21 protein-coding genes are annotated in these 24983 nt (G+C 61.4%); 16 read left to right on the top strand and 5 right to left on the bottom strand.

Features of this window, described 5'->3' with window-relative positions:
- Positions 1-106 precede the first annotated feature (106 nt).
- Positions 107-1174, top strand: coding sequence for a cytochrome-c peroxidase (locus BLR80_RS05675; protein WP_092077150.1), 1068 nt, complete (start codon positions 107-109; stop codon positions 1172-1174).
- Positions 1175-1293: 119 nt separating this feature from the next.
- Here the strand turns inward: BLR80_RS05675 and thrC are convergent, their stop codons facing one another.
- From thrC to BLR80_RS12655, 3 genes are all read right to left on the bottom strand, one after another.
- Complete coding sequence (thrC, locus tag BLR80_RS05670; RefSeq protein ID WP_092077148.1) at positions 1294-2688, bottom strand: threonine synthase; 1395 nt, start codon at positions 2686-2688, stop codon at positions 1294-1296.
- 176 nt (positions 2689-2864) lie between these two features.
- Positions 2865-5147 (bottom strand): NADP-dependent malic enzyme, encoded by a 2283-nt coding sequence (locus BLR80_RS05665; protein WP_092077147.1) that lies wholly within the window; start codon positions 5145-5147, stop codon positions 2865-2867.
- 78 nt (positions 5148-5225) lie between these two features.
- A complete protein-coding gene (locus tag BLR80_RS12655) occupies positions 5226-5468 on the bottom strand; it encodes a hypothetical protein (protein ID WP_143012087.1) in 243 nt (80 codons plus the stop codon).
- Positions 5469-5612: 144 nt separating this feature from the next.
- On the opposite strand from BLR80_RS12655, the gene rfaD reads away from it, so the two are divergent.
- The 5 genes from rfaD to BLR80_RS05640 are packed head-to-tail and all read left to right on the top strand — an operon-like array spanning position 5613 to position 14663.
- Entirely contained in the window at positions 5613-6608 is a 996-nt protein-coding gene (gene rfaD / locus BLR80_RS05660; RefSeq protein WP_092077145.1) for an ADP-glyceromanno-heptose 6-epimerase, read from the top strand.
- Between the two features lie 30 nt (positions 6609-6638).
- Positions 6639-8054: a PQQ-dependent sugar dehydrogenase gene (locus BLR80_RS05655; protein ID WP_143012086.1), complete on the top strand. Its 1416-nt coding sequence runs from the start codon at positions 6639-6641 to the stop codon at positions 8052-8054.
- Positions 8055-8098: 44 nt separating this feature from the next.
- Positions 8099-10687, top strand: a complete 2589-nt coding sequence (locus BLR80_RS05650; RefSeq protein WP_092077141.1) for a PD-(D/E)XK nuclease family protein — start codon at positions 8099-8101, stop codon at positions 10685-10687.
- On the top strand, positions 10671-14012 hold the full coding sequence (locus BLR80_RS05645; protein ID WP_216095182.1) for a UvrD-helicase domain-containing protein: 3342 nt from the start codon (positions 10671-10673) through the stop codon (positions 14010-14012). The genes BLR80_RS05650 and BLR80_RS05645 overlap by 17 nt, the downstream gene beginning before the upstream one ends.
- Positions 14013-14018: 6 nt before the next feature.
- On the top strand, positions 14019-14663 hold the full coding sequence (locus tag BLR80_RS05640) for a class I SAM-dependent methyltransferase (protein ID WP_092077137.1): 645 nt from the start codon (positions 14019-14021) through the stop codon (positions 14661-14663).
- Between the two features lie 98 nt (positions 14664-14761).
- On the opposite strand, the gene BLR80_RS05635 is transcribed toward BLR80_RS05640, so the two are convergent.
- A complete protein-coding gene (locus tag BLR80_RS05635; RefSeq protein WP_092077135.1) occupies positions 14762-15154 on the bottom strand; it encodes an FxsA family protein in 393 nt (130 codons plus the stop codon).
- A 262-nt stretch (positions 15155-15416) separates the two neighbouring features.
- Complete coding sequence (locus BLR80_RS05630) at positions 15417-16127, bottom strand: MazG family protein (RefSeq protein WP_171906336.1); 711 nt, start codon at positions 16125-16127, stop codon at positions 15417-15419.
- A gap of 111 nt (positions 16128-16238) precedes the next feature.
- Here BLR80_RS05630 and BLR80_RS05625 point away from each other — a divergent pair, with 111 nt between their 5' ends.
- The 10 genes from BLR80_RS05625 to glyA all read left to right on the top strand — a co-directional run bounded on the left by BLR80_RS05625 (position 16239) and on the right by glyA (position 24976).
- A complete protein-coding gene (locus tag BLR80_RS05625) occupies positions 16239-16784 on the top strand; it encodes a YceD family protein (RefSeq protein ID WP_092077131.1) in 546 nt (181 codons plus the stop codon).
- Positions 16785-16948: 164 nt separating this feature from the next.
- Entirely contained in the window at positions 16949-17128 is a 180-nt protein-coding gene (gene rpmF, locus BLR80_RS05620) for a 50S ribosomal protein L32 (protein WP_092077129.1), read from the top strand.
- A gap of 20 nt (positions 17129-17148) precedes the next feature.
- Complete coding sequence (gene plsX, locus BLR80_RS05615; protein ID WP_092077127.1) at positions 17149-18180, top strand: phosphate acyltransferase PlsX; 1032 nt, start codon at positions 17149-17151, stop codon at positions 18178-18180.
- A gap of 127 nt (positions 18181-18307) precedes the next feature.
- Positions 18308-19288 carry a beta-ketoacyl-ACP synthase III gene (locus BLR80_RS05610; RefSeq protein ID WP_092077125.1) on the top strand — a complete coding sequence of 327 codons (981 nt, stop codon included), beginning with the start codon at positions 18308-18310 and terminating at the stop codon, positions 19286-19288.
- A 56-nt stretch (positions 19289-19344) separates the two neighbouring features.
- Complete coding sequence (fabD, locus tag BLR80_RS05605; protein WP_092077123.1) at positions 19345-20259, top strand: ACP S-malonyltransferase; 915 nt, start codon at positions 19345-19347, stop codon at positions 20257-20259.
- A 52-nt stretch (positions 20260-20311) separates the two neighbouring features.
- Positions 20312-21055 carry a 3-oxoacyl-[acyl-carrier-protein] reductase gene (gene fabG, locus BLR80_RS05600; protein ID WP_092077447.1) on the top strand — a complete coding sequence of 248 codons (744 nt, stop codon included), beginning with the start codon at positions 20312-20314 and terminating at the stop codon, positions 21053-21055.
- 342 nt (positions 21056-21397) lie between these two features.
- Entirely contained in the window at positions 21398-21631 is a 234-nt protein-coding gene (gene acpP / locus BLR80_RS05595; protein WP_092077121.1) for an acyl carrier protein, read from the top strand.
- A 287-nt stretch (positions 21632-21918) separates the two neighbouring features.
- On the top strand, positions 21919-23151 hold the full coding sequence (gene fabF / locus BLR80_RS05590) for a beta-ketoacyl-ACP synthase II (RefSeq protein ID WP_092077119.1): 1233 nt from the start codon (positions 21919-21921) through the stop codon (positions 23149-23151).
- A 9-nt stretch (positions 23152-23160) separates the two neighbouring features.
- A complete protein-coding gene (rpiB, locus tag BLR80_RS05585; protein ID WP_092077117.1) occupies positions 23161-23613 on the top strand; it encodes a ribose 5-phosphate isomerase B in 453 nt (150 codons plus the stop codon).
- Between the two features lie 109 nt (positions 23614-23722).
- Positions 23723-24976, top strand: coding sequence for a serine hydroxymethyltransferase (gene glyA, locus BLR80_RS05580; protein WP_092077115.1), 1254 nt, complete (start codon positions 23723-23725; stop codon positions 24974-24976).
- Positions 24977-24983: the final 7 nt, after the last annotated feature.

Here is a 24983-nt window from a genome sequence, read left to right as displayed (position 1 = left end):
AGATGACAAAATTGGTTATATTGACCTCCATTCAGCCGCTATCAGCGTCCTGTCATCACCCGGGGCAACGTTGCGTTGCCATTTATTTCTTTTACAGGAGGGAAACATGAAAAAACCCGTATCATTGCTTGTCTTGACGGCCTGTCTGCTGTCGACATCCCTGGCCAGTGCCGGCGATGCCGATCTGCGAGCCACTGCCAAAGGCCTGTTCAAGCCCATTCCGGCCACGGCAGCGGAAATCAAGGCCAATCCTCACAACGATTACAAGCTGCGTCTTGGCCACATGCTGTATTTCGAGCCGCGGTTGTCGGCTTCCCAGCTGATCAGCTGTCAGACCTGTCACAACGTGGGTCTGGCCGGTGCCGATCTGCAGGAAACCTCAACGGGGCACGGCTGGCAGAAGGGGCCGCGTAACGCGCCGACCACCTATAATGCCGTGTTCAATACCGCCCAGTTCTGGGACGGCAGAGCGGCGGACCTGAAGGAGCAGGCCAAGGGGCCGGTGCAGGCGTCGGTGGAGATGAACAACAAGCCGGCAATGGTTGAGAAAACCCTTAAATCGATACCCGAATACGTTGATCTGTTTGCCAAGGCGTTTCCCGGCGAAAAGGATCCGGTTAATTTCGAAAATATGGCCAAGGCGATCGAACTGTTCGAGGCCACGTTGCTGACGCCTAATGACGGCCTTGACCGGTTCATGGCGGGTGACGACAAGGCGCTGACCGCCGAGCAGAAAGAAGGTCTGCAGCTGTTTGTCGATACCGGCTGCGCTGGTTGCCATGACGGTGTCAACCTTGGTGGTACCGATTACTTCCCCTTCGGCGTGGTGGAACAGCCGGGTGCCGAGCTGTTGCCGCCGGGCGACAAGGGACGTTTTGCGGTTACCAACACCTCCAAGGATGAGTATGTGTTCCGTTCACCGGCCCTGCGTAACATCGCGCTGACCGCGCCCTACTTCCACAGCGGCAAGGTCTGGAGCCTGCAGGATGCCGTTGCGGTGATGGGCAGCTCCCAACTGGGCGCTGAACTGAGCGAGGCCCAGGCGGTCAAGATTACCCGCTTCCTCGAAGCACTCAGTGGCGATCAGCCGGAGGTGCTGCATCCGGTGCTGCCGCCGAGTACCGCCAGCACTCCGCGGCCCGATCTGTCGGCGCTGCCGACCGCGGCCCATTGATCCCTTGCTTCAGCGTTAGTTGCTGAAAAACACACAAAACCCCCGTCGATCAGCGATCGGCGGGGGTTTTGTGTGTCGGGCCGTGGCCGTTTGCGCGGCGCTGTTAACGGTGCCGCCGGTTATTGCAGGGCGTGCTTGGCCAGATAGTCCTTGATTTCGGTTGTATCAGCGGCAATGCGCTGGCAGCGTTGCGGTTTGTTTTCAATTTCACACAGACTGTCGGGCCGGTCGGGTGCGCTGCCGGTGGCGCGGATGACGGCATCGGCAAACTTGGCCGGATGAGCCGTGGCCAGGCAGATCATCGGCCGCTCGCCCTGGCGGAAGGTGCTGCCGGCCTTGACGCCGACAGCGGTATGGGGGTCGAGCACATAGCCGGTTTGGCGGTGAAACTGACGGATGGTGGCCAGGGTCTGCTCGGTGTCAACGGTCAGGGTGGCGAAGTCGTCGCGTACCCGTTCAAGCAGTTCGGTAGTGAACTGCAACCGGCCCGTGGCGGAAAACTCGCCCATCTGCTGTTGTAGCAACTCGGCATCCTCGTCGAGCAGGTAATAGAGATAGCGCTCGAAGTTGCTGGCGATCTGGATGTCCATGGAAGGCGACAGGGTTTCCACCACCCGGCCGACAGAGTAGTCGCCGCTGGCGACGAAACGCGAGAGAATGTTGTTTTCGTTGGTGGCCAGTACCAGTTTATGGATGGGCAGGCCCATGCGTCTGGCAATGTAGCCGGCAAAAATATCACCGAAATTGCCAGTGGGCACGGCAAAATCGACGCTGGCATCGTCGCGGTGGGCGGCGATGCGGCTCCAGGCGTAAAAATAATAGACCACCTGGGCCAGCACCCGTGCCCAGTTGATGGAGTTGATGGCACCCAGGGCGTAGCGCTGCTTGAAGGCGAGATCGTTGAAGATTTCCTTGACGATGCGCTGACCGTCGTCGAAGGTGCCATCAATGGCCAGATTGAACACGTTCGGATCGGTGACGGTGGTCATCTGCAGCGCCTGGATCGGTGATACCCGGCCATGAGGATGCAGGATGAAGATGTTGATGTTGTCCTTGCCGCGCACCCCGGCAATGGCGGCGCTGCCGGTGTCGCCCGAGGTGGCGCCCAAGATGTTCATCTTTTCGCCGCGTTCCTTGAGCAGATATTCAAACAGGTTGCCAAGCAGTTGCAGGGCAACATCCTTGAACGCCAGGGTCGGACCGTGGAACAGTTCGAGAATGTATAACCCGTCTTTTTTGACCACCGGGGTGACCTCCGGGTGGTCGAAGCTGGCGTAGGAACGTTCGATCAGCTGGCGCAGATCGGCGGCCGGAATGTCATCGCCAACAAAGCGGCTGATGATGGCATAAGCCAGCTGGGGATAGCGCAGACCGGCCAGACTGTCGAGTTCCGCAACACTGAGGACGGGAATCTTTTCCGGCAACAGCAGACCGCCATCGGTGGCCAGCCCCATCAGAACCGCTTGCTTGAAAGAGATATCGCGCACCTGTCCGCGGGTACTTTTATAACGCATGGGAGACGCTCCTGTGAAATTGAAGGTGTGGCGCAATGGTTGGGCGCGAGTGTAACAGGATTGACCGGGCTTGCAAAGCGCCAGACCGCCCGCAGGCAGGTTGGTCTGACGCAAAAAAGGCCGGGAGGTTTCTCCCGGCCTTTTGGGTTGATGTGCCAGGGGACTGGCAGGATTGATCAATAACAGTGGTTGTTGAGTTCGTGTTCGTTGGTCTGCTGGGCGTCAACCACCGCCACCGCCGCCATGTTGACGATATCGTTGATGTCATCACCGCGTTGCAGCACATGGACCGGCCGCTTGATGCCCATCAGGATGGGTCCGACCGCTTCGGCACCGCCCAGTTTGGCCAGCAGCTTGTAGGCGATGTTGCCTGAATTAAGGTCAGGGAAGATCAGGACGTTGGCGTCGCCCTTGATGGCGGAGAAGGGATACTGACGTTCGGTCAGGTCCGGGTCAAAGGCCACGTTGGCCTGCATTTCGCCATCTACCACCAGTTCCGGTGCCATTTCCTTGATCAGGCGGGTGGCGCGGATCACCTTCTGGGTGAAGGGGTGGTTGGCGCTGCCGAAGTTGGAAAACGACAGCATGGCAATGCGGGGTTCAACATTGAAGTGGCGCGCCTTGTGGGCGGCCAGAATGGCCGTTTCGGCCAGTTCCTCTGCTGTTGGATCAATGGTCACGGTGGTATCGGCACAGAACACGACCTGCTTTTTGAACACCAGCATGTACAGACCATGGACACCCCTGACCTCTTCCTGCTTGCCGATGATCTCCAGCGCCGGCCGGATGGTTTCGGGATAGTGGGCATTGATGCCCGACAGCATGGCATCGGCATCGCCCATGTGGACCATCATGGCACCATAATAGTTGCGTTCGCGGCACATGGTGCGGCTGGCCTCGGCCAGGGTGACGCCCTTGCGCTGGCGCAGGCGGAACATCTCGTGGGCGTACTGGCGGTGCTTGGGGCTGTCCTTGGTGTCAATGATCTGCACACCGTGCAGATCAAGGCCGAGGCTCTTGATGCGATTGATGATGGTTTTTTCCGGTCCGAGCAGGATCGGAATGGCGATTTTCTCGTCGACCAGAATCTGTGCCGCGCGCAGAATTTTTTCGTTGTCGCCCTCGGGGAACACCACGCGCTTGCGGCAGGATTTGGCCTTGTTGATCAGGGTGCGCATGATTTCCTTCGAGCGGCCCTGCAGGGCTTCGAGGGCTTCGACGTAGCGGTCCATGTTCTCGATGCTGCGGCGGGCGACACCGCTGTCGATGGCGGCCTTGGCCACCGCCGGTGCGACACGCAGCAGCACGCGCGGGTCAAAGGGCTTGGGAATCAGGTAGTCGCGGCCAAAGGTGAACTTGGTATCGCCATAGGCCTTGACCACCGAATCGGGCACGTCCTCTTTGGCCAGATTGGCCAGCGCCTTGACGGCCGCCATCTTCATTTCGTCATTGATGGCGGTGGCATGGGTGTCGAGAGCGCCGCGGAACAGGAACGGGAAGCACAGCACATTGTTGACCTGGTTGGGAAAGTCACTGCGGCCGGTGCCGATGATGACATCGCTGCGCACCTTCTGGGCTTCGCTCGGCAGAATCTCCGGGTCGGGGTTGGCCATGGCGAAGATGATGGGATTGGGCGCCATGCTGGCGACCATCTCCGGCGTGACGGCATCCTTGGCCGAGACGCCGAAGAAGACATCGGCGTCGACCATGGCGTCGGCCAGCGTGCGCACGGGTCTCTCCGTTGCCAGGCGTTCCTTGTAGGGATTCATGCCTTCGGTGCGGCCCTTGTAAATGGCACCCTTGCTGTCGCACAGCACCATGTTTTCCAGGCGGGCGCCCAGGGTCAGGGCCATCTGGGCGCAGGCGATGCCGGCGGCGCCGGCGCCGTTGACGACAATGCGCACCTCTCCAATGGGCTTGCCGATCAGCTCCAGCGCATTGATCAGACCAGCGTTGGCAATGATCGCGGTGCCGTGCTGATCGTCGTGGAACACCGGAATGTTCATGATCTCCTTGAGCTTTTCTTCAATATAGAAGCATTCCGGCGCCTTGATGTCTTCCAGATTGATGCCGCCGAAGGTGGGCTCAAGCAGTTTGACGGTGCGGATGATCTCGTCCGGGTCGTGGGTATCGAGCTCGATGTCGAATACGTCCACATCGGCAAACCGTTTGAACAGAATGCCCTTGCCTTCCATCACCGGTTTTCCGGCCAGGGCGCCGATGTCTCCCAGACCCAGAACCGCGGTGCCGTTGGAGACCACCGCCACCAGATTGCCTTTGGTGGTATATTTGTAGGCGTCCTCCGGGTTCTTTTCAATTTCAAGGCAGGGTTCTGCCACGCCCGGACTGTAGGCCAGTGCCAGGTCACGGCTGGTGTCGCAGGGCTTGGTCGGCACAACCTCGATCTTGCCCTTGCGGCCGCTGCTGTGGTAGTCCAGTGCTTCGCGTTTCTTGGCCATAAAACCACCCTTTCTTTTTTAGTCGCGGTAAAAATCGGTAGGCGCCATTGGGAGCAACAAAGCGACATTGTCAGGTATTCACTGCGCCACAGCTCTTTTAATGATGTTAAAAACGGAAGATAGTCTCGGGCTTGCGTTCTTGTCAAGGCGAAAAGGCGGGTGGGGGACGGTGGCAACTAAAAAAACAGAACCCTGTTTAGCTGTTTTCAGGGAAGCTTGCTCGGATTTTTCCTGCCGCACCGTATCAGCTTGCTGGCAGTTCTGACCATCATTTTTTACTGTCGCGAAAAATATTGTCGGGCTGGCAGAAGGGTGAGGCATAACGCCGTTATATCCTGAATAGACTAAAAAGATCCGGTCCTGGCCGATGCTCGTGCTAGAATCCGGCGCTGGCGGCGGGGCCACTGTGGTGGTCCGGGCCGGCCATCGGATTCTCTTTTACTGCAAAACAAAGGAGTCAAAGCGATGCTTGTAGTCACGGGAGGCGCCGGCTTTATCGGCAGTGCTCTGGTTTGGCGGCTGAATCAGCTGGGCCACGAGGACATTCTGATTGTCGATGCGCTGGGAAACGGGGACAAGTGGAAGAATCTGGTGCCGCTGCGTTACCGGGACTATCTGGAAAAGGATCAGTTTCTTGAGCTGGTGCTGGCTGATCGCCTGGGACAGCACCTGGGCGAACGGGGGCTGCCGCTCGACGCTATTTTTCATCTGGGAGCCTGTTCAGCCACCACCGAACGGGACGCCCGCTATCTGATGCAGAACAATGTCGCCTACAGCCAGCAGATGGCGTTGCTGGCCCGGCGTAGCGGAGCACGGTTCATCTACGCTTCGAGTGCGGCCACCTATGGCGATGGCACCCAGGGCTTCGATGATGATGCCGCCGCTCTGGAACAGTTGCGGCCGCTCAACATGTACGGTTATTCCAAGCATCTGTTTGATCTGTGGCTCCGTCGGCAGGGGTTGCTTGATTCCTGTGTCGGGCTGAAGTTTTTCAACGTGTTCGGCCCCAACGAATACCATAAGGGTGAAATGCGCTCGCTGGTGATCAAGGCCTATGAGCAGATTGTCGCCACCGGCCGCATCGGTCTGTTCAAATCCTATCGCCCTGACTATGCCGATGGTGAGCAGCAGCGCGATTTCGTCTACGTCAAGGATGTGGTCGACATGACCCTGTTTTTCCTTGATCATCCCCAGGTCAATGGCCTGTTCAATATCGGCAGCTGCCAGGCTCATAGCTGGAATGAGCTGGCCTGGGCCATTTTCGCCGCCCTCGGGCGCGAGCCGGCCATTGACTATATCGGCATGCCGTCGCAACTGCGCGACCGTTACCAGTACTATACCTGTGCCAATACCGACCGGCTGCGGCGAGCCGGCTACGCCGGTACGGGCTATCACCTGACGGATGCCGTCGCTGACTATGTGCGCAATTATCTGGTGCCTGGTGTGGTGCTGGGTCAATAGCCGGTGCGGCCGCGTACCCGGTAGGGCGGCATGATGGGGCTGCTTTTTTTCTGCGCCTGTCTGCTGCTGCAGACTGCAGCGGTCCTGCTTGCCCTGGCCGCGCCACGGTTGCCGCTACCAACGGCTTTGAGCTGGTTTGTGGCCACCTTCGCCATTGGTGCCTGTCTGGCGTTGTTCGGCCGCCGTTTCGGGCGTGGTGTGCTGATTATTGCCATTCCCCTGTCGGTGCTGAGCGCGTATGCGCTGCAGCAGCGACTGTGGCCGCCGCCGCTGACCGAGGTGAGGGTGCTGCGCTTGCATGAGGATGCGGTTGCCCGTGAGCAGCTTGGCCCCTGGCTCAAGACGCTGCTGCCGCTGCAGTCTGATTCGATCCGTTTTTGCAGTGCGACGCCGCGGCGGCTGTTGCCGGCGTTGTCGTTGCAGGTGGCACAGGGCATCGAGCTGACGGTGGTAGCCGACGCCGTTGCCGATGTGCGGGCCCTGACATTCGACGACCAGGGACGCCTGTGGCTGAGCCAGACCGCTCTGGGGCGGGTGCTGTGCCTGTCCGACAGTGACGCCGATGGCTGGTATGATCGTCGCCGGCTGGTTGTCGATGGCCTCGACCGGCCCATGGGGTTGTGCTGGCAGGATGGCCGGATGCTGTTGGCGACCGCTACCGATGTCGTGCGCCTGCCGCGCGGCGGGGCACCGTTGCAGGCGCTGGGGCTAAAGCTGCCCCGCGCCGCGGCGGGTGAATACCGTCCCCTGTTGAGCCCGTCAGGCCGGACTCTGTATCTGCCGGTGGCCGGTATCGGTGTTCAGCCGCCGCTGACTGACTGGCGGCTGGGCACACTGCTGCGGATCGACTTGCCGGCCACGGCAGCGGCACCGGCGGAGTTGCATGCCGTGGGGCTGCATCAGTGCGGCGGGCTGGCCTGGCATCCGTTGCGCAACGAGGTCTGGGCAACGGAGGTCGCACCGCCGCGACTCGATTTTACCCGGCTGCCCAATGAGGTGAATGTGGTCAGGCCGCAGGCCGATTACGGTTGGCCTTTCTGTTTCGGCCGCCAGCAGCCCGATGTCACCTGGGGGACCACCGCGGTGTGCCAGCAGACAGTCGCGCCGCTGCTGCAGCTGCCGCCGGCACTGTTGCCGACCGCGCTGCAGTTTGGCAGCTCTCTGGCTGCGCCTGCACCGCTGCGTGCCATGCTTTATCTGGTGGTGCAGGGGCAGGGGGACGATGGGCCGGCTGGCAGCTATCGCCTGCTGGGTGTTCCCCTTGATGAGGCAGGTCAGCCCCTGGGCTGGGGGATTGATCTGGTACGCGGCTGGCACAATGGTCGCCGCCTGCAGGGGCTGCCCACGGCGCTGGCCATTGGCCCCGATGGCGCCCTCTATCTGGGCGACGCTCTGGCCGGACTGGTTTACCGGCTGCGGTTTGTGCCCGACGCAAACGACGGCTGATCGCCAGCGCGTTTTTGTCAAATTCCCCTCCCCAAGGTGTAACCATGGCGTTGTTTGCCCAGCTGTGGCCTGAATTGCAGGCCGCCACCCCCATCATCACGGTCAATCGCCGGCTGGCCCGCCATCTGCTGCAGCACTATTACGAACACTGTCGCCAGCAGGCCATGGCCTGGCCGGTGCCGCTGGTGGAGGATCTGGCCAGCTGGTTTGTCCGTCAGTTGGCGCTACTGGGTGAGCCCGGCCGACTGCTCAACCGGCCGCAGCAGCAGGCCGTGTGGCAGCAGGTGATCCGTGACGATGCTGCCCGCTGTGGCCTGCAACTGCTGCAGTTGGGCGCCACGGCCGAGCAGGCCATGGCAGCGCATCGCCTCAGCTGTGCCTATCGCTTGGTGGGACGCTACGCGCCGGCGCGAGCCGAGGAACAGGCCTTCGTGCGCTGGCAGCAGGCCTATCTGGTTCACTGCCGCCAGCAGGACTGGCTGGACGAGGCGGCCCTGCCACCTTATCTGTGCCAGGCCTTTGCTGCCGGTCGCCTGACGCCACCGGAACGGCTGGTCCTGGCCGGTTTTGATGAAATGGCACCGGATCTCCATCAGCTGTGCGATCAGCTGCGCCAGTGTGGCTGTCAACTGATTGAACCCGCCGTTGCCGCTGCGCCGCCCCAGCCCCCCCGTTTTCGCCTGTTCGACAGCCTGAATGATGAACTGACGGCCTTGGTTGATTGGGCGGCGGTTACCCCCGGCCGACGTCTGATCGTGGTCCCCCGGCTGGAGGCGCTGCGCCAGCCTCTGAGCCGGGCGCTGGCTCGCCGCAAGGTGGCAGCCAACCTGTCGCTCGGTCGACCGCTGAGCCAGTTCGGGCCCATCCAGACCGCCTTGCGTTTTCTAAGCGTACAGGAGCCCCTGGCCCGCAGCGAACTGAGTTATTTGCTGCGTTCGCCGTTTCTGGCGGGCGGTTGCAGTCAACGGGAGCAGCGGGTCCGCGCTGATCTGGCTCTGCGGCAGGCGCGTTTGCGCCGGGCCGACTGCGCCACCTGTGTCGATCTGTTGCGGCGCCAGCCGGTCGATACTGCTGCCGTGCGCCTGGCCGAGCTGCTGGCCCAACAGAGCTGCTGCCGCGAACGGTTGCCCTGTTCGGCCTGGGCCGGGCGTTTTAGTGCCTGGCTGGAGCAGGCCGGCTGGCCTGGTGAGCGGGCCCTTGACAGCGCCACCTATCAGTTGCTGGAGAGCTGGCAGGAAAAACTGTTGCCGGCTCTGTGCAGCCTTGATCGCGTGTTGCCGGTCTGTGATCGCCGCCAGGCACTGGCCTGGCTGGAACAACTGGCCGATCAGATCCTGTTTCAGCCCGAGGCGGCCGATGAGCCGGTGCAGGTGGTGGGTTTGCTGGAAAGTGCCGGTCTGCAAGCCGATGCGCTTTGGGTTATGGGCCTGCACGATCAGGAACTGCCCGCCGCCCTCGACCCTCAGCCCTTTCTGCCCCGCTGGCTGCAACAGCGGCTCGACATGCCGCGGGCCAGCCAGGACCGCGAACTGCGTTTTGCCCGGCAGCAGTTGCAGCGCCTGGCCGGCGCTGCCAGCACGGTTTGTTTCAGCTGCTCCCGTCGCGACAGTGCCGACGAGGCAGCTATTCAGCGGCGCCCCTCGCCATTGCTGCAGCTGCAGCAGCCGCCACTGCCGGAACCGGCTGGCGCCCTGGCCGCCGCGCCGCCTGTGGTGGCGCTGGAGTGCCAAAATGACAGCCGTGGTCTGCCGCTGGTGACCGCTGGCGATCCGGCGCGCGGTGGCGCAGCCCTGTTGCGTGACCAGGCGCACTGTCCGTTTAAGGCTTATGCCCGCCATCGACTGGGCCTGCGGGCGCTGGAGGAGCCGGCTGGTGGCTTCGATGCCCGCCAGCGCGGCACCCTGATCCATCGTTTGCTGCAGGAGTTCTGGCAGCAGCTCGGCAGCAGCGTCGCCTTGCTGCACCGGGACGAGAACGCTTGCCGTCAGCTGCTGCAGCAGTTGCTGGCCGATCTGGCATCGTCTTCGGCGGGCGTCTGGCCGGATTTGCAGCAGCGCGAGTTCTGGCCGCTGGAGGCTGACCGCTTGCTGGAGTTGGCGTTGCAATGGCAGCGGCTGGAACGGCAGCGGGGTGCTTTCAGCGTGGAACAGCTGGAGCAGGTCTGTCAGGTCAGCGTCGGACCGCTGCAGCTGCGGCTGATCTGTGACCGGCTTGATCGCAGTGCGGCAGGTTCGGTCCTGGTCATCGATTACAAAACCGCTCGCAGCAGTGCCAGGGTGTTGCAGCAGCTGCCCCTGCTGGAGCCACAGTTGCCGCTCTATGCGCTCTATGCTCCCTTGCCGGGCCCGGTCGCTGGCGTGGCCTTTGCCCAGCTGCGGCCGGATGACTGCCGGTTTGCCGCCCTGGGGACGCTGGACGATCTGCCGGGGGTTGAGCCACTGGCGGTTGGTGACTGGCGCGAGCTGTGTCAGCAGTGGCGTGACCAGATCGAAGCGCTGGCGCAGGCCGTGGCCGATGGCGCCGCTGCCGTGCAGCCGGCCCAGCCACAGGTTTGCCGGAACTGTGATCTGCAGCCGCTGTGTCGGATCACGCTGCGCGACCAGCAGGAGGGTAGCGATGCTGAAGGATGCTGAACAGCGCCGCCGGGCCATCGATCCGCGTTGCAGTTGTCTGGTGCGGGCGCCGGCCGGCTCGGGCAAGACCGAACTGTTGATTCAGCGCTATCTGGCGTTGCTGGCCGGTGTCGATCAGCCTGAACAAATTCTGGCGATGACCTTTACCCGCAAGGCGGCAGCGGAGATGCGCCACCGCATCCTTGCCGCCCTCGATCAGGCGGCAACCCCTGCGCCGGCCGAGCTGTCAGCCCATGCACGCATCACGCGTGAGCTGGCCTGCGCCGCCCTGGCCCGAGATGCCCAGAGTGGCTGGAATCTGCGCCAGTTCCCCGATCAGTTGGCCATTCAGACCATTGACAGCTTCAATGCCAGTCTGGTACGGCGCATGCCCTGGCTCAGCCGGCTGGGCGCCCTGCCGCAGGTTCAGCCGCAGCCGCAGGCCCTTTACCGCCAGGCCGTGGCTGAGACCCTCCATCTGCATCATGAAGATGCCCAACTCAACGCGGCGGTGGCACGACTGGTGTGCCACTTGGACAACCGCACGGCTCTGCTGGAGGACTTGCTGATCGATTTGCTGCAGCGGCGCGATCAGTGGCTGCGTCATCTCTCAGCCAGCGGACACCAACCGGATCGGGCGGCGCTGGAAGCGGCCCTGTGCCAGCGGGTGGAGCTGGTTCTGACGCGGCTGTGGCATCAGCTTGATGATCCGTTGCGGGCGGAGTTGCAGGTGCTGATGCGCTATGCGGCTGAGCAGGTTGGCCGTAGCGACAGTCCGCTAACGAATTACCGGGCTGAAACCTTTCCGCAACCGTTGGCAGAGCGACTGGCCGATTGGCAGGCTCTGGCCGAACTGCTGTTGACGGCAGCCGGTCAGTGGCGCCGGCGGCTGGATAAAAACGGAGGTTTTCCGCCCGGCAAGGGGACGGCGGCGCGCATGAAGGACCGGATGACTGAGTTGCTGGCTGAATTGGCCGACCGCTGTCCGGCACAGGACTGGCAGCAGTTGCGCCAGCTGCCGCCACCGCGCTATTCCGATGCGGCGGCGGCCGTGCTCGAAGCCTTGTGGCAGCTGCTGCCGGCGCTGGTGGCGCGGCTGTGGCTGGTCTTTGCCCGTCACGGCCAGATCGATTTTTGCGAAATGGCTTTGCGGGCGCGCCAGGCGCTGGTCGAGGAGGGGCAGCCGACCGATCTGCTGCTGCAGCTTGATGACCAGATTCGCCATATTCTGGTGGATGAATTTCAGGACACCTCCTGGTTGCAGTTCGATCTGTTGGAACGGTTGACGGTCGGCTGGTCAGCCGGGGACGGCCGCAGCCTGTTTGTCGTTGGCGATCCGATGCAGTCCATTTACCGTTTTCGCGAGGCTCAGGTGGGGCTGTTTTTGCGTGCCGGGCGCGACGGTATCGGTCCGGTGCGGCTTGAATCCCTGCAACTCTGTACCAATTTCCGGGCTCAGCAGCAGTTGGTTGACTGGACCAATCTCTGCTGTAGTCAGCTGTTTCCCCGTCAGGAGAGTATCGCTGACGGTGCTGTCAGCTTCAGCCCCAGTACGGCGGCATTACCGGCTCTGCCGGGTCGCGCGGTTACGTTCTACCCGCAGCTGGGGCGGGACGCTGTTGCCGAAGCGGGACAACTGACGGCGCTGGTGGAGGCACTGCTGCAGCGTGAGCCGCAGGACCGGCTGGCGATCCTGGTACGGGCGCGCAGTCAGGTGGCTCCGCTGCTGCGGGCGTTGCACCAGGCCGGCCTGCCGTGTCAGGCGCAGGATTTGGCAGCGCTAGGGCAGCGGCCGCTGGTGATGGATTTTGTGTTGCTGCTGCGGGCCCTGTTGTTGCCGGGTGATCACTTGAGTTTGCTGGCACTGCTGCGTTCGCCCCTGTGCGGTCTGGAATTGGCTGATCTGACCCGTATTGCCCAGCGGCCCGAGGCCGATCTGTTGGCGCAGCTGCAAGAGCCGGAATTGCTGGGCGAACTGTCGCCCGAGGGCCAGGCGCGGCTGCTGCGGCTGGCTGCCGCCCTGGCGCGGGCAGAGCACCAGCGTGGTTTGCAACCGCTGTATGACTGGGTGCGTGACTGCTGGGATCTGCTGGCAGGGTCGGCCTGTTACCCGTCGGCTGAAGGGGCCTGTCTGGATCAGCTGGCCGAGGTGTTCGATGCCTGCGACCAGGGGGGGGATCTGGTCGACTTTGCCCGGCTCGATGAGCTGTTGCGGCAGACCCCGGCACGCCTGGCGGCGCCGCTCAACTGCCGGGTGAGTCTGATGACCATCCACAAGGCCAAGGGTCTGGAGTTCGATCAGGTGCTGCTGCCTGGTCTGGGCCTGACCACCCGTCCGCCCCAGCGGCGTTTGCTGAGCTGGCAGGAGGATGTGGAGGCCGGCTTGCTGCTGGCACCTTTGGGAACCCTGACACAGACGGCGGCCGATCCGGTTTATGCCCTGCTTGAACGGATCGAGGCCGAGCGGGAAGCCCATGAACGGGTGCGTTTACTGTATGTGGCGCTGACCCGGGCCCGCAAGGGCTTGCATCTGTTCGGTCATCTGCGGTTGACCGGCCCGGAACAGTCGCCCCAGCCGCCGGCCGGCAGCCTGTTGCAGCTGCTGTGGCCGGCTGTGGAGGAAGACTTTCTTGCCCGCTTGCCCGATTCGCTGGCCGGTGAAAGCGCTGAACGCGACAGGTTACCGTCTTTGCCGGAAACACCGCCGGGCCTGTGGCGCCGGCCGCTGGCGCAGCTGCCCGCGCCGGCGTTAGCGGTTGCTACAGGGCTGACCCGACGGTGGCAGAACGAAATGGGCGAACCCCTGGCCCGCTGGCAGGCGCGTCAGGCGGGCACGCTGTTGCATCAGTGGCTGGCCCTGCTGGCACAACAGCCCTGCTGGCAGCAACCGCAGGCGCTGGCCCAGCTGCAGCCGCAGCTGTTACAGCACTGTCGTCAACAGGGATTCGCCGACCGGGCCGAGGCTCTCAGCCGCGAACTTCTTGCAACCCTGCAGCAGGTGCTGGCCAGTGAACGCGGCGCCTGGCTGTTGCAACCGCATCCTCTGGCGGTCTGCGAACAGGCTCTGGCCGGCTGGCGTGATGGCGAATGGATCGAGGGTGTGGTTGATCGTAGTTTTGTCGACGCCCGCAGCGGTGAACGGCTGATCGTCGATTACAAAAGCGCCGTACCCGCCAGCGGCGAAGCCCATGCCGTTTTCTATGCGCGGCAGCTGGAGCGTTACGGGCCGCAGCTGGAGCGTTACCTGTGGCTCTACCGCCAGTGGCAACCGCAACAGCCCTGTCGGGCGGCGTTGTATTTTCCTTTATGGGACGGCTGGTGTGAGTATTTCAACGAAGGAGAATAGGGAATCATGACCCAGGATAAACGCATCAAGGATTTTAATCCCGTGGCGCAGAGCTGGGACGCCAAACCCCGGCGTCAGCTGCTGGCCCAGGCGGTGGCCGGGGCTATCCGCAGCGAAATTCCGTTGGCAGTCAGCCCACGGGCGCTCGAATTTGGTTGTGGTACCGGGCTGGTGAGCTATCTGCTGCTGCCGCAACTGGCAACGCTGACCGGGGTCGACCGGGCGCCGGCCATGCTGCAGGTATTCGAACAGAAGGCCCGTGAGCTGGGGCAGGGTGAGCGGGTGTCGACCTTTCTGGCAACGGACGACACTCTGCTGCCACCAGGGGACACCTTCGAACTGATCTACAGCAGCATGGTGTTGCATCATGTGCCCGATTACGCCGCCGTGGTGGCCCGGCTGGTGGCAGCCCTGACCCCCGGCGGCTATCTGGCGCTGGCCGATCTGGATTTGGAGGACGGCGACTTTCATGATCAGGGTGAGGGGGTAGCACATGCCGGCATTGACCGCGAGTTGCTGCAGCAACAGCTGCGCCAGCAGGGGCTGGTGGCGGTGCGGGCGATGACGGCGCATTGTATCCGCAAGCAGCGCGCCGGTGGAGAAAAGGTTTATCCTGTTTTTCTGGTAACTGGACAGCGACCGCCTGCCTGACGGCTGGCCGCAGTTTTTTGAGGGTGATCTTTGCAAAAAAGCCGCACCGTCGCCGGCCGCATCGCTGACCTGGGGGTATTGTGGTGCCGCTTTTTTGGCTAGGGCAGACGGATTTCGATCTGACAGCCTCGCAGATGTCGTTCCAGCAGGCGTCGCAGGGCGCTTTTAAGCAGGGGCCGGCTCCAGGGCAGAAGCAGCGACAGACCGAACAGATCGGTGCAGAAGCCTGGGGTCAGCAGACAGAGACCGCCGAGCAGTATCAGCAGGCCGTCGAGCAGTTCCTCCGTCGGCATCTGTCCCTGTTGCAGGCTGAGCTGGATGCGCTGCAGGGTCAGCAGACCCTCGCTGCGCATCAGGACAGAACCGCAGATGGCTGTCACGATGACCAGGGCGATGGTTGGCAGGGCACCAAGCCAGCGGCCGATCTGCAGCAGCACATAAAGCTCCAGCAGCGGCACGGAAATGAAGGCAAACAGCAGTTTTATAAACATTTTCGTCACTTTCGTTTGGCTTTGTTCATTTTTCGGCTCAGGAGTACCCAAAAAAGCCAGTCTATAGCGGCTATGTTGGCGGAATCTCGTTTAAGTAATCGAAATTATTTACATAAAAACAGTGCAAAAAAAATAGGCAAAATGATGCAGACCCCTCCGGCATGGCGCCAGGCAGCTTCATTCACAGCGTTGTGAACAGGTTATCCACAGGCCGTGTGGGGAAGTGGGGTAACTGGGCCGAACTGGTTGGCTTTTGCCGCTGTCAAGATTTTTCTTCCTTGATCTGCCCCTGTGTGGCCAGCCTGGCAAGGTGCTGGCGCAGGCAGCTTTCGGCATCAAGTTGCAGGCTCTGGCCACAGCGTACCAGTTCGGCCAACAGGGCGCCATAGCCGGGGGCGTCAAGCTGTTCCGGTTGACGGGCCGTGGCGGACAGGCGCTCAGTCAGCTGTGCTAACAGTTGCGAAGCCTGGTCAGCGCCGGCCGGAGGCTGCAGTTGGCGTTGCGCCTGCAGCAGGGCTGGCAAGGGACGGGCAGTGCCGGCCGTGGGCGGGGGACGGACGTTTTGGCGCTCGCTCTGTTTGATCTGCTGCCATTGGCGATGCAGTTCGCTGTCACTCAGCGCTGTCGACTTTTCAAAGACATGCGGATGGCGACGGATGAGCTTGGCGCAGATGCCCTCGATGACCTGATCGAAATCGAACAGCTGCTGTTCTGCAGCGATCTCGGCCAGAAAGACCAGCAGCATCAAGACATCACCCAGTTCCTCGCACAGCAGCGGGCCATTCTGCAGGTCGATGGCCTGGAGTACCTCGTAACATTCTTCCAGCAGATGAGGTGCCAGGCTCTGCCAGTCCTGGCGTTGGTCCCAGGGGCAACCTCCAGGCGAGCGCAACTGAACGATAAGGGCGCGCAGGCGGTCAAGGAGTGGATCGGCCTGCTGTGTCTGGTTTCTTTGCGGGGGTGGGAACGGCATGCGGACTCCCTGTGAAGGGTTGCGAATAGCGGTTGGGGGACCGGGAAAATTTCTTGACAAGTCAAGGGCAGATTCTATACTGACCGCCTTCATTTTGGGGGAGAAAACGTTATGCGTATCGATGTGCGGGAACTTAAACGCCAGCCGCTTGATCTGGAGCTGCAGGAGCCGGTTGCGTCCTTCCCGGCCTTGGCCGCGCTGCAGGATGGTGGCCAGGTGCGTTTTCTCTCACCGGTCCGGGCCCGGTTGCAGCTGAGCCGTTGCGCCGAACTGATTGAGGTGACAGGCCAGCTTCAGTTGGAGGTGGAACAGGATTGCTCGCGTTGTCTGGCGCCGTGCCGCCAGCAACTGAATGTGCGGTTCCACCAGGCCTTTGCCGAGCAGTTGCCGGAAGTTGCCTGTGACGGAGATGAAGAGGACGGGCTGACTGCCGATGACATGGGGCTGGAACTCTACGATGGCGAAACCATCGATGTGGCTGGCGAGATCGAACAGCAGTTGTTGCTGGCTATGCCGCCCTATCCCCTGTGTTCGGAGCAGTGCCAGGGGCTTTGCCCGCAGTGCGGCATTGACCGCAACCGTGAACGGTGCGACTGTGCCCTGCCACCGGCGCGCCTGAGCTTTGCGGCGCTGAAGGATTTTAAGGTTGAAAAGTAGACAGGAATCGGTTTAGTTTTGCCCGGTTCTCTGTCCAGAGACGTCTGTTCGTTCACGAAGCTGCTGTCAGCTTCGTGTTTTTTACTTCTGAAACGCCTGTTTGCTGCCATCAGGGCGGCTGATTGGCACCCTAAACCGGATTGCACAACAAGGAGACCCTGTTCATGGCTGTACCCAAGGGAAAAACATCGAAAGCCAAACGTGATAGCCGCCGCGCCCACGACGCTCTGAGCGCTCCCGGTCTGTCGGTATGTCCTCAGTGCGACGAGCCGACGCAGCCGCATCGTGCTTGTGCCAGCTGCGGTTTTTACAAGGGCCGTGACGTTCTGGGCAACGCCAACTGACGAAAGGCTGGCTGACGCCGATGCGTTCTGTAGTCGTTGCAGTGGATGCCATGGGAGGCGACAACGCTCCGGCCGTCGAGGTGGCTGCGGCGGTTGAAGCGGCTCGTCGCTGGGGCATGACCATTATTCTGGTGGGCGATGCCGAGCGCATTGCCCAGCAGTTGCAGCATCATGCTATTGAGGGATTGCCGCTGCAGATCCACCACGCTTCCGAGGTGGTGACGATGGAGGATGCCGCTTCGGACGCGGTGCGCAAAAAAAAGGACTCATCCATCCGGGTGGCCTTTGAACTGGTGCGCCAGAATCAGGCTCATGCTGTGGTCAGTGCCGGCAATTCCGGTGCCACCATGGCCGCCGGCATGTTTGTTGTGCGGCGAATTGCCGGTATTGAACGGCCGGCCATTGCCACCATCATTCCCACGATGAAGGGGCAGTCGCTGATTCTGGATGTCGGAGGCAATGTCGACTGTCGTCCGTCTCATCTGCAGCATTTTGCTCTGATGGGTGATGTCTATGCCCGTCATGTCATGGGGAGAGTCCGTCCAAGTATCGGGCTGCTTTCCAACGGCAGCGAGGAGAAGAAGGGCAACGATCTGACCCGCGAAACCCACCAGCGGCTCAAGACCCAGCCTCTGAACTATATTGGCTATGTCGAGGGCCGCGATCTGTACAGTGGCGCGGTAGACGTGGTGGTGTGTGACGGCTTTGTCGGCAATGTGGTGCTCAAGGTGTCGGAGGGGCTGGCCGAGTCCATTGGTCAGATGTTGCGCGGTGAACTGCGGTCACGCTGGCGTTCACGGTTGGGCTATCTGCTGGCCAAACCGGCGTTCGACGCGTTTAAAAAGCGTGTCGATTACGCCGAATACGGTGGTGCACCGCTCTTGGGGATCTGTGCCACGGCCATGATCTGTCATGGCGGTTCGAACGTCAAGGCGGTGACCAATGCCATCCATCAGGCGGCGGAAAGCGTGCGTGCCTCGGTGAATCAGGAGTTGATGCGTCAGCTTGACTGTCTGGGCCAGACGGAGACGGTACAGCTGGCAGCCCTCTGAGCTGGTGGCAGACCAGCGCCGGATGTAATGCGTAGCAGGCAAGAATCGCAGATAAACAGCGTCGCGACCGCCGGGCGGAGGGGCCTGGCGGTTCGGCGGAGACAGGTTGCACAGGGGGAAGCGGATTGTGAAAAGAGCGCGCATTATCGGTACCGGCTCCTATCTGCCGGAGAAAATCCTGACCAACGCCGATCTCGAAACGATGGTCGACACCAGCGATGAGTGGATCACCGCTCGTACAGGTATCCAGCAACGCCGGATTGCCGCCGAAAACGAGATGACATCCGATCTGGCCGTTTTTGCTGCCGAAAAGGCCTTGCAGATGGCCGGCATCAGCGCCGACCAGCTCGACCTGATCATTGTCGGCACCATTACCGGCGATTTTCCCTGGCCGTCAACGGCCTGTCTGGTGCAGGACCGTCTCAAGGCGACCCGTGCCGCGGCCTGGGATGTGTCGGCCGCCTGCAGCGGTTTCGTTTACGCTCTGGCCAGTGCCAGTAAATTTATCGAAAGTGGCAGTGCCCGCTATGCCCTGGTCATCGGCGCCGAGGTGCTCAGCCGGGTGATCGACTGGCAGGATCGCAATACCTGTATCCTGTTCGGCGATGGTGCGGGAGCCGTGGTGCTGGAGGCCCAGGACGGTGATTTCGGCATTCTTTCGACCCATCTGCATGCCGACGGAGGCGACTGGCAACTGCTTTACCAGCCGGGTTTCGGCAGCCGTCATCCGGCCAGCGTCGCTGGCATCGAACAGCGCCTGCCTTTTCTGAAAATGGCCGGTAACGAGGTGTTCAAGACCGCTGTGCGCTCGCTTTACGATGTGGCTATCGAGGCTCTTGAGACCAATGGACTGACGGCCGCCGATGTGCATCTGCTGTTTCCGCACCAGGCCAATCGCCGGATTCTTGAAGCCGTGCGCAAGCGACTGGAATTGCGTGAGGAGCAGATGTATGTGAATGTCGACTTCTGCGGCAACACTTCGGGGGCTTCTATCCCGCTGGCATTGGACGAGGCCAATCGCAAGGGTCTGCTGCGGCAGGGGGATATTCTGGTGTTCGACGCCTTTGGTGGCGGGTTCACTTGGGGGGCGGCCTTGGTGCGCTGGTAGTGGCTGAACCTTGTGCCAAGGGTTGATCTGTTTTTATCCGCAGGGAAAAAGTATCGATGATAGCTTTTGTTTTTCCTGGCCAGGGCTCTCAGTATGTGGGCATGGGCAAGGAGCTGTATGACAATTTTGCCGAGGCGCGACACTGCTTCGAGGAAGCCAGTGAGGCTCTTGGTGAGGATGTTGCCCGCTTGTGTCATGAAGGGCCGGAAGAGGCTCTGAAGCTCACGGCCAATACCCAGCCGACCATTCTGACGGTCAGTATCGCTGCCTGGCGGGTCATGGCGCGGGAAACCGGTTTGCAACCTGCTTTTGTCGCTGGCCATTCACTGGGGGAATATGCCGCCCTGGTTGCTGCCGGCGCCCTGGGGTTTGCCGATGCCGTCAGCACGGTCCGTCAGCGGGGCCAATTCATGCAGCAGGCTGTGGCCGTTGGTGACGGGGCCATGGCTGCCATTCTCGGTATGGAAGCGGTCGAGTTGCAGGCGGTCTGTGACGAGGCTGCGACTGGTCAGGTGGTGGCGCCGGCCAATTTTAATGGTCCTGGGCAGATTGTGATTGCCGGCCATCGTGCTGCCGTGGAGCGTGCCATTGAGCTGGCACGGACGAGAGGAGCCAAAAAGGCTTTGCTGCTGCCGGTCAGTGCTCCTTTCCATTGCGCTCTCATGGAGCCAGCCGGCCGGCAGCTGCAGCAGGTTCTGGCCGGGCTTGAAATTGTGCCGCTGGCTGTTCCGGTGGTCACCAATGTTGAGGCTTGCGCCAATCAGGATGAGACGCGTGTTGCCGATTTGCTGGTGGCCCAGGTCAGTGCGCCGGTGCGCTGGGAGGAGTCGGTGCGTGCCATGGTGTCGCAGGGAGTCGAGCGATTCATCGAGCTGGGGCCGGGCAAGGTGCTGGCGGGCCTGATTCGACGCATCGAACGTGGTGTTGCCGTTGCCAATGTCGAGGATCTGGCGTCGTTGCGCGCCCTCTGATTCGGGAGGTGGCCAACGGCCACACAGCTGTGGAAGCAGGGAGGAAGTCATGTTGAGCTTGACAGATCAGGTCGCTGTGGTAACTGGAGCCTCACGCGGTATCGGCCGCAGCATCGCCGAAACCCTGGCTGTGGCAGGAGCCCGGCTGGTGCTGGTCAGTCGGCGGGCCGAGGATACTGCTGAGTTGGCGCGGCAGATTCAGGAGCGCGGTGGCGAGGCCCTGTCTTTTGCAGCCGATGTGGGTGATGCGGCCCAGGTTGATGGCTTGTTTCAGACCGCTCAAGAACGCTTTGGCCGGGTGGATATTCTGGTCAATAACGCGGGTATCAACCGTGATGCCCTGCTGGCACGGATGAAGGATGACGACTGGGACAGTGTTTTGCGGATCAATCTGACCGGCGCATTTCTCTGCAGTCGGGCGGCGGCGCGGCTGATGAGTAAACAGCGCTATGGCCGGATCATCAATATCAGTTCCGTAGTGGGTCAGATGGGCAATGCCGGTCAGGCCAATTACTGTGCCAGCAAGGCGGGTCTTGCCGGCATGACCCGCTCCATGGCGCGCGAACTCGCGCGGCGCAATATCACCGTTAATGCGGTGGCACCTGGTTTTATTGAAACCGATATGACGGCGGCCTTGCCTGAAAAAATCCGTGAGCAGATGCTGGATCAGATTCCCTGTGGTCGTTTCGGTGAGGCGGCCGATGTCGCTGCCGTTGTATGTTTTCTGGCTTCACCCACGGCTGCTTATATCACGGGGCAGGAGTTTGCCGTCAATGGTGGCATGTTCATGGCCTAATAGGCTGTTGAAAAACAGCCTGTAGCGCCCATGGATGGGCGACCAAACTCAATCATTACTTGTAATGGATTGATTTTGTAAGCAATACGGAAAGCGTATTTTCGGCTTGCGTCGTTGGCAAAGCCCCGGGGGGAACTTTTTCAACCTCCTGCTATAAGTACAGGTTCTGTGTCAGGCGATGACCTGACCCTCAGCTTTTTCGATAAGATAGGCCGGAAGCAGGCTTTCGACCTGTCCCCAGGCTGTCATTGCCAGACAGCCTGTTCATGCAGGCAGTGGGATGGAAACAACAGAATCCGTCCGGCTTCAGGCGGTTAAATCACATTTAAACGGAGGTTAGTCATGGCTTCAATCGAGGAACGCGTACAGAAAATCGTGGCAGAGCAGCTGGGTGTGGAAGAAGAGCAGGTGACCCTTGAAGCGTCCTTCATGGACGATCTGGGTGCTGATTCGCTTGATACCGTTGAGCTGGTCATGGCGCTGGAAGAGGAGTTCGATATCGAGATTTCCGATGAGGACGCCGAGAAAATCCAGACCGTGCAGGATGCAGTCAACTACGTCGCCAGCAACAGCTGATTCTGACCTGCTGCAGGCTGGTTGCACCCTGCGAGCTGGCCTGTAGTGTTCAGTCGGGTGGGGTTGCAAAAGCCCCGCAAGGGACTTTTGCACCACCCCGCAAGCTGTCACCGTGCTGGGTCCGTTGGGCCCGCCGGTGAAGTGCCGGCGCCAAACGCAATGTCGGGCGTCCGGCCATGACGGAAAATACTCTTCTGCCCTCGCTGGGGCTGGGATGCCGAAGGGCCGGATCGACGCTGCCGCGTTGCCGGTCGTGGAACAGAACCTAAGATACAGGGGTTGTCTTCATGCGTAGAGTCGTTGTCACCGGTCTGGGCGCTGTCTCCTCCCTGGGAACCGGCGTTGAGAAAAACTGGTCGGCCCTGATCGACGGGCAGTCCGGAATTGATCTGATCAGCCGCTTTGATCCGGCGGATATGCCGGTTCGCATTGCCGGTGAGGTCAGGGATTTCATTCCCGAGGACTTTATCGACAAAAAAGAGGTCAAGAAGATGGACCTCTTTATTCAGTATGCGCTGGCGGCTGCTGAGATGGCCATGAAGGATTCCGGTCTGGTGATCGACGAAAGTAATGCCGAGCGGGTTGGTGTGCTGGTTGGCTCGGGCCTGGGCGGACTGCCGGCGATCGAGAAATACCACGAGGTATTGCAGACCAGTGGTTACAAGCGGGTATCGCCTTTTTTCATTCCGATGCTGATCATTAATCTGGCACCGGGGCAGATCTCCATCCGCTTTGGCGCCAAGGGCCCCAACGTTTCTTCGGTTTCGGCCTGCGCTACCGGCACCCATTCGATCGGTGATGCCTATCATATCATCCGACGGGGTGATGCCGATGCCATGATCGCAGGCGGCACCGAGTCCACCATTACGCCGCTGGGTGTGGCCGGTTTCTGTGTTATGAAGGCCCTGTCGACCCGCAATGATGATCCCAAGGCGGCCAGTCGTCCCTTCGATGAGGGGCGGGACGGTTTCATTATGGCTGAAGGTGCCGGTATTCTGGTACTGGAGGAATATGAGGCGGCCAAAAAGCGCGGTGCTCATATCTATGGCGAAATTGGTGGCTATGGCCTGACGGCTGACGCCTATCATCTGACGGCACCGGCGCCGGGTGGCGAGGGTGCCGCCCGCTGCATGCGGATGGCGTTGCGCAATGCCGGTGTGGCGGCCGACGCGGTTGACTATATCAACGCGCACGGAACCTCGACGCCGTTCAACGATCTGTATGAAACCCTCGCGATCAAGTCGGCTCTTGGCAGCCAGGCCGCCAAGGTCATGGTCAGTTCAACCAAGAGCATGACCGGGCATGCATTGGGTGCGGCCGGAGCACTTGAGGCGGTCTATACCCTGCTGGCCATGGAGCGGGGCGTGGTGCCGCCGACCATTAATCTGCAGCAGCCTTCGCCTGAATGCGATCTGGATTATGTCCCCAACTGCGCCCGGAAGGCCGATATCCGCGTGGCGTTGTCCAATTCCCTCGGTTTCGGTGGGACCAACGCGACCCTGCTGTTCCGCAAGATCTAGGAGGTGGGCATGCTGCTGATCGCCAGTGACCACGGTGGTTTTGAGCTGAAACAGAAGCTGGTGGCGCATCTGCAGGCCCGTGGCGTTGCGCTGCGGGATCTGGGGGTGAATGGGCCGGAGTCGGTCGATTATCCCGATTATGCCGCCCTGGTGGCCGCACCGGTGTCGGCCGGCACGGCCGAGCGCGGTATCCTGATTTGTGGCACCGGCATCGGCATGTCCATCGCTGCCAACAAGTTTCCCGGCGTGCGGGCCGCATTGGCCCATGATGGTTTTACCGCCCAGATGGCGCGCGAGCACAACGACGCCAATATCCTGGTGCTCGGTGGCCGGGTGCTTGATCCCGAATTGGCCTGTGTCATGGTGGACCTCTGGCTGGGGCATGTCTTCGAGGGCGGGCGTCACCAGCAACGGCTGGACAAGATCCAGCGTCTTGAAAGTGCTGCGGGAGTAGCATGCTGACAGCTGTCGGCTGCAGACGCGGCTGGCCATCAACGAGGAACGGACGGGCGGGGAGGCTAGTACCGCCTGTCTTTGTTTTGGCATCTTATTTATCCAGGGAGAACCGCTCATGAACAAGCAGACACTGGCGCAATTCGATCCCGAAATCTTCCAGACCATTCAGGCCGAAACCCGCCGCCAGGAATACAACCTGGAATTCATCGCGTCGGAAAACTTTGTCAGCGAGCGGGTGCTCGAAGCTCAGGGTTCGGTACTGACCAACAAGTACGCCGAGGGCTATCCCGGCAAGCGCTATTATGGTGGCTGCGAGCAGGTCGATATTGCCGAACAGCTCGCCATTGATCGTGCCAAGGCTCTGTTCGGGGCCGATCACGCCAATGTGCAGCCCCATTCGGGGTCGCAGGCCAACATGGCCGTCTACTTCAGTGTCTGCCAGCCGGGCGACACCATCCTGGGCATGAATCTGGCCCACGGCGGCCATCTGACGCACGGTTCCCCGGTCAATTTTTCCGGCAAGCTGTACAATATTGTGCCCTACGGCGTGAAACGTGAGACCGGCACCATTGACTATGACGAAATGGCCCGACTGGCGCGTGAGCACCGGCCGAAGCTGATCGTGGTCGGCGCCAGCGCTTATCCGCGCCAGATCGATTTTGCCGCCTTCCGCCAGGTGGCCGACGAGATTGGTGCCCCGGTGATGGTCGACATGGCCCATATCGCCGGTCTGGTGGCGGGAGGGGAGCACCCCAATCCGGTCCCTTTTGCCGAGTTTGTCACCACCACCACTCATAAAACCCTGCGCGGTCCGCGTGGTGGCATGATCCTGTGTCGGGAGGAATTCGCCAAGGCCATCAACAGCAACATCTTCCCCGGCTCTCAGGGTGGCCCGTTGATGCATGCCATTGCCGCCAAGGCCGTAGCTTTCAAGGAAGCCCAACAGGACGATTTCAGACTCTATGCCCGTCAGGTGGTGAGCAATGCCCGGGCTTTGGCTGAAGGGCTGCTGGCGCGAGGCTACAATCTGGTGTCCGGCGGCACCGACAACCATCTGATCCTGGTTGATCTCAGTGGCAGCGAGATCACCGGTAAAATGGCCGAGGCAGCGCTGGAGGAGGCCGGCATCACAGTCAACAAGAACGCGGTGCCCTTCGACACCCGTTCGCCCTTTGTCACCAGCGGATTCCGTATCGGCACACCGGCCACCACCACCCGCGGTCTGAAAGAGGCGGAAATGCGCCAGGTGGCGGTCTGGATTGACCGGGCTCTGCAGCAGCATGACAATGCCGCCGCGCTGGCGGTCATTCGCGGTGAGGTCAAGGAACTCTGTCAGCAGTTTCCTCTCTACGTTTATCGGCTGCAGTAGGGAGCCG

The organism is Desulfuromonas thiophila (assembly GCF_900101955.1).
Taxonomy (GTDB): Bacteria; Desulfobacterota; Desulfuromonadia; order Desulfuromonadales; family Desulfuromonadaceae; genus Pseudodesulfuromonas; species Pseudodesulfuromonas thiophila.
Note: the sequence above shows the minus strand (reverse complement) of the source record. Positions and strands in the feature narration are given on the sequence as shown.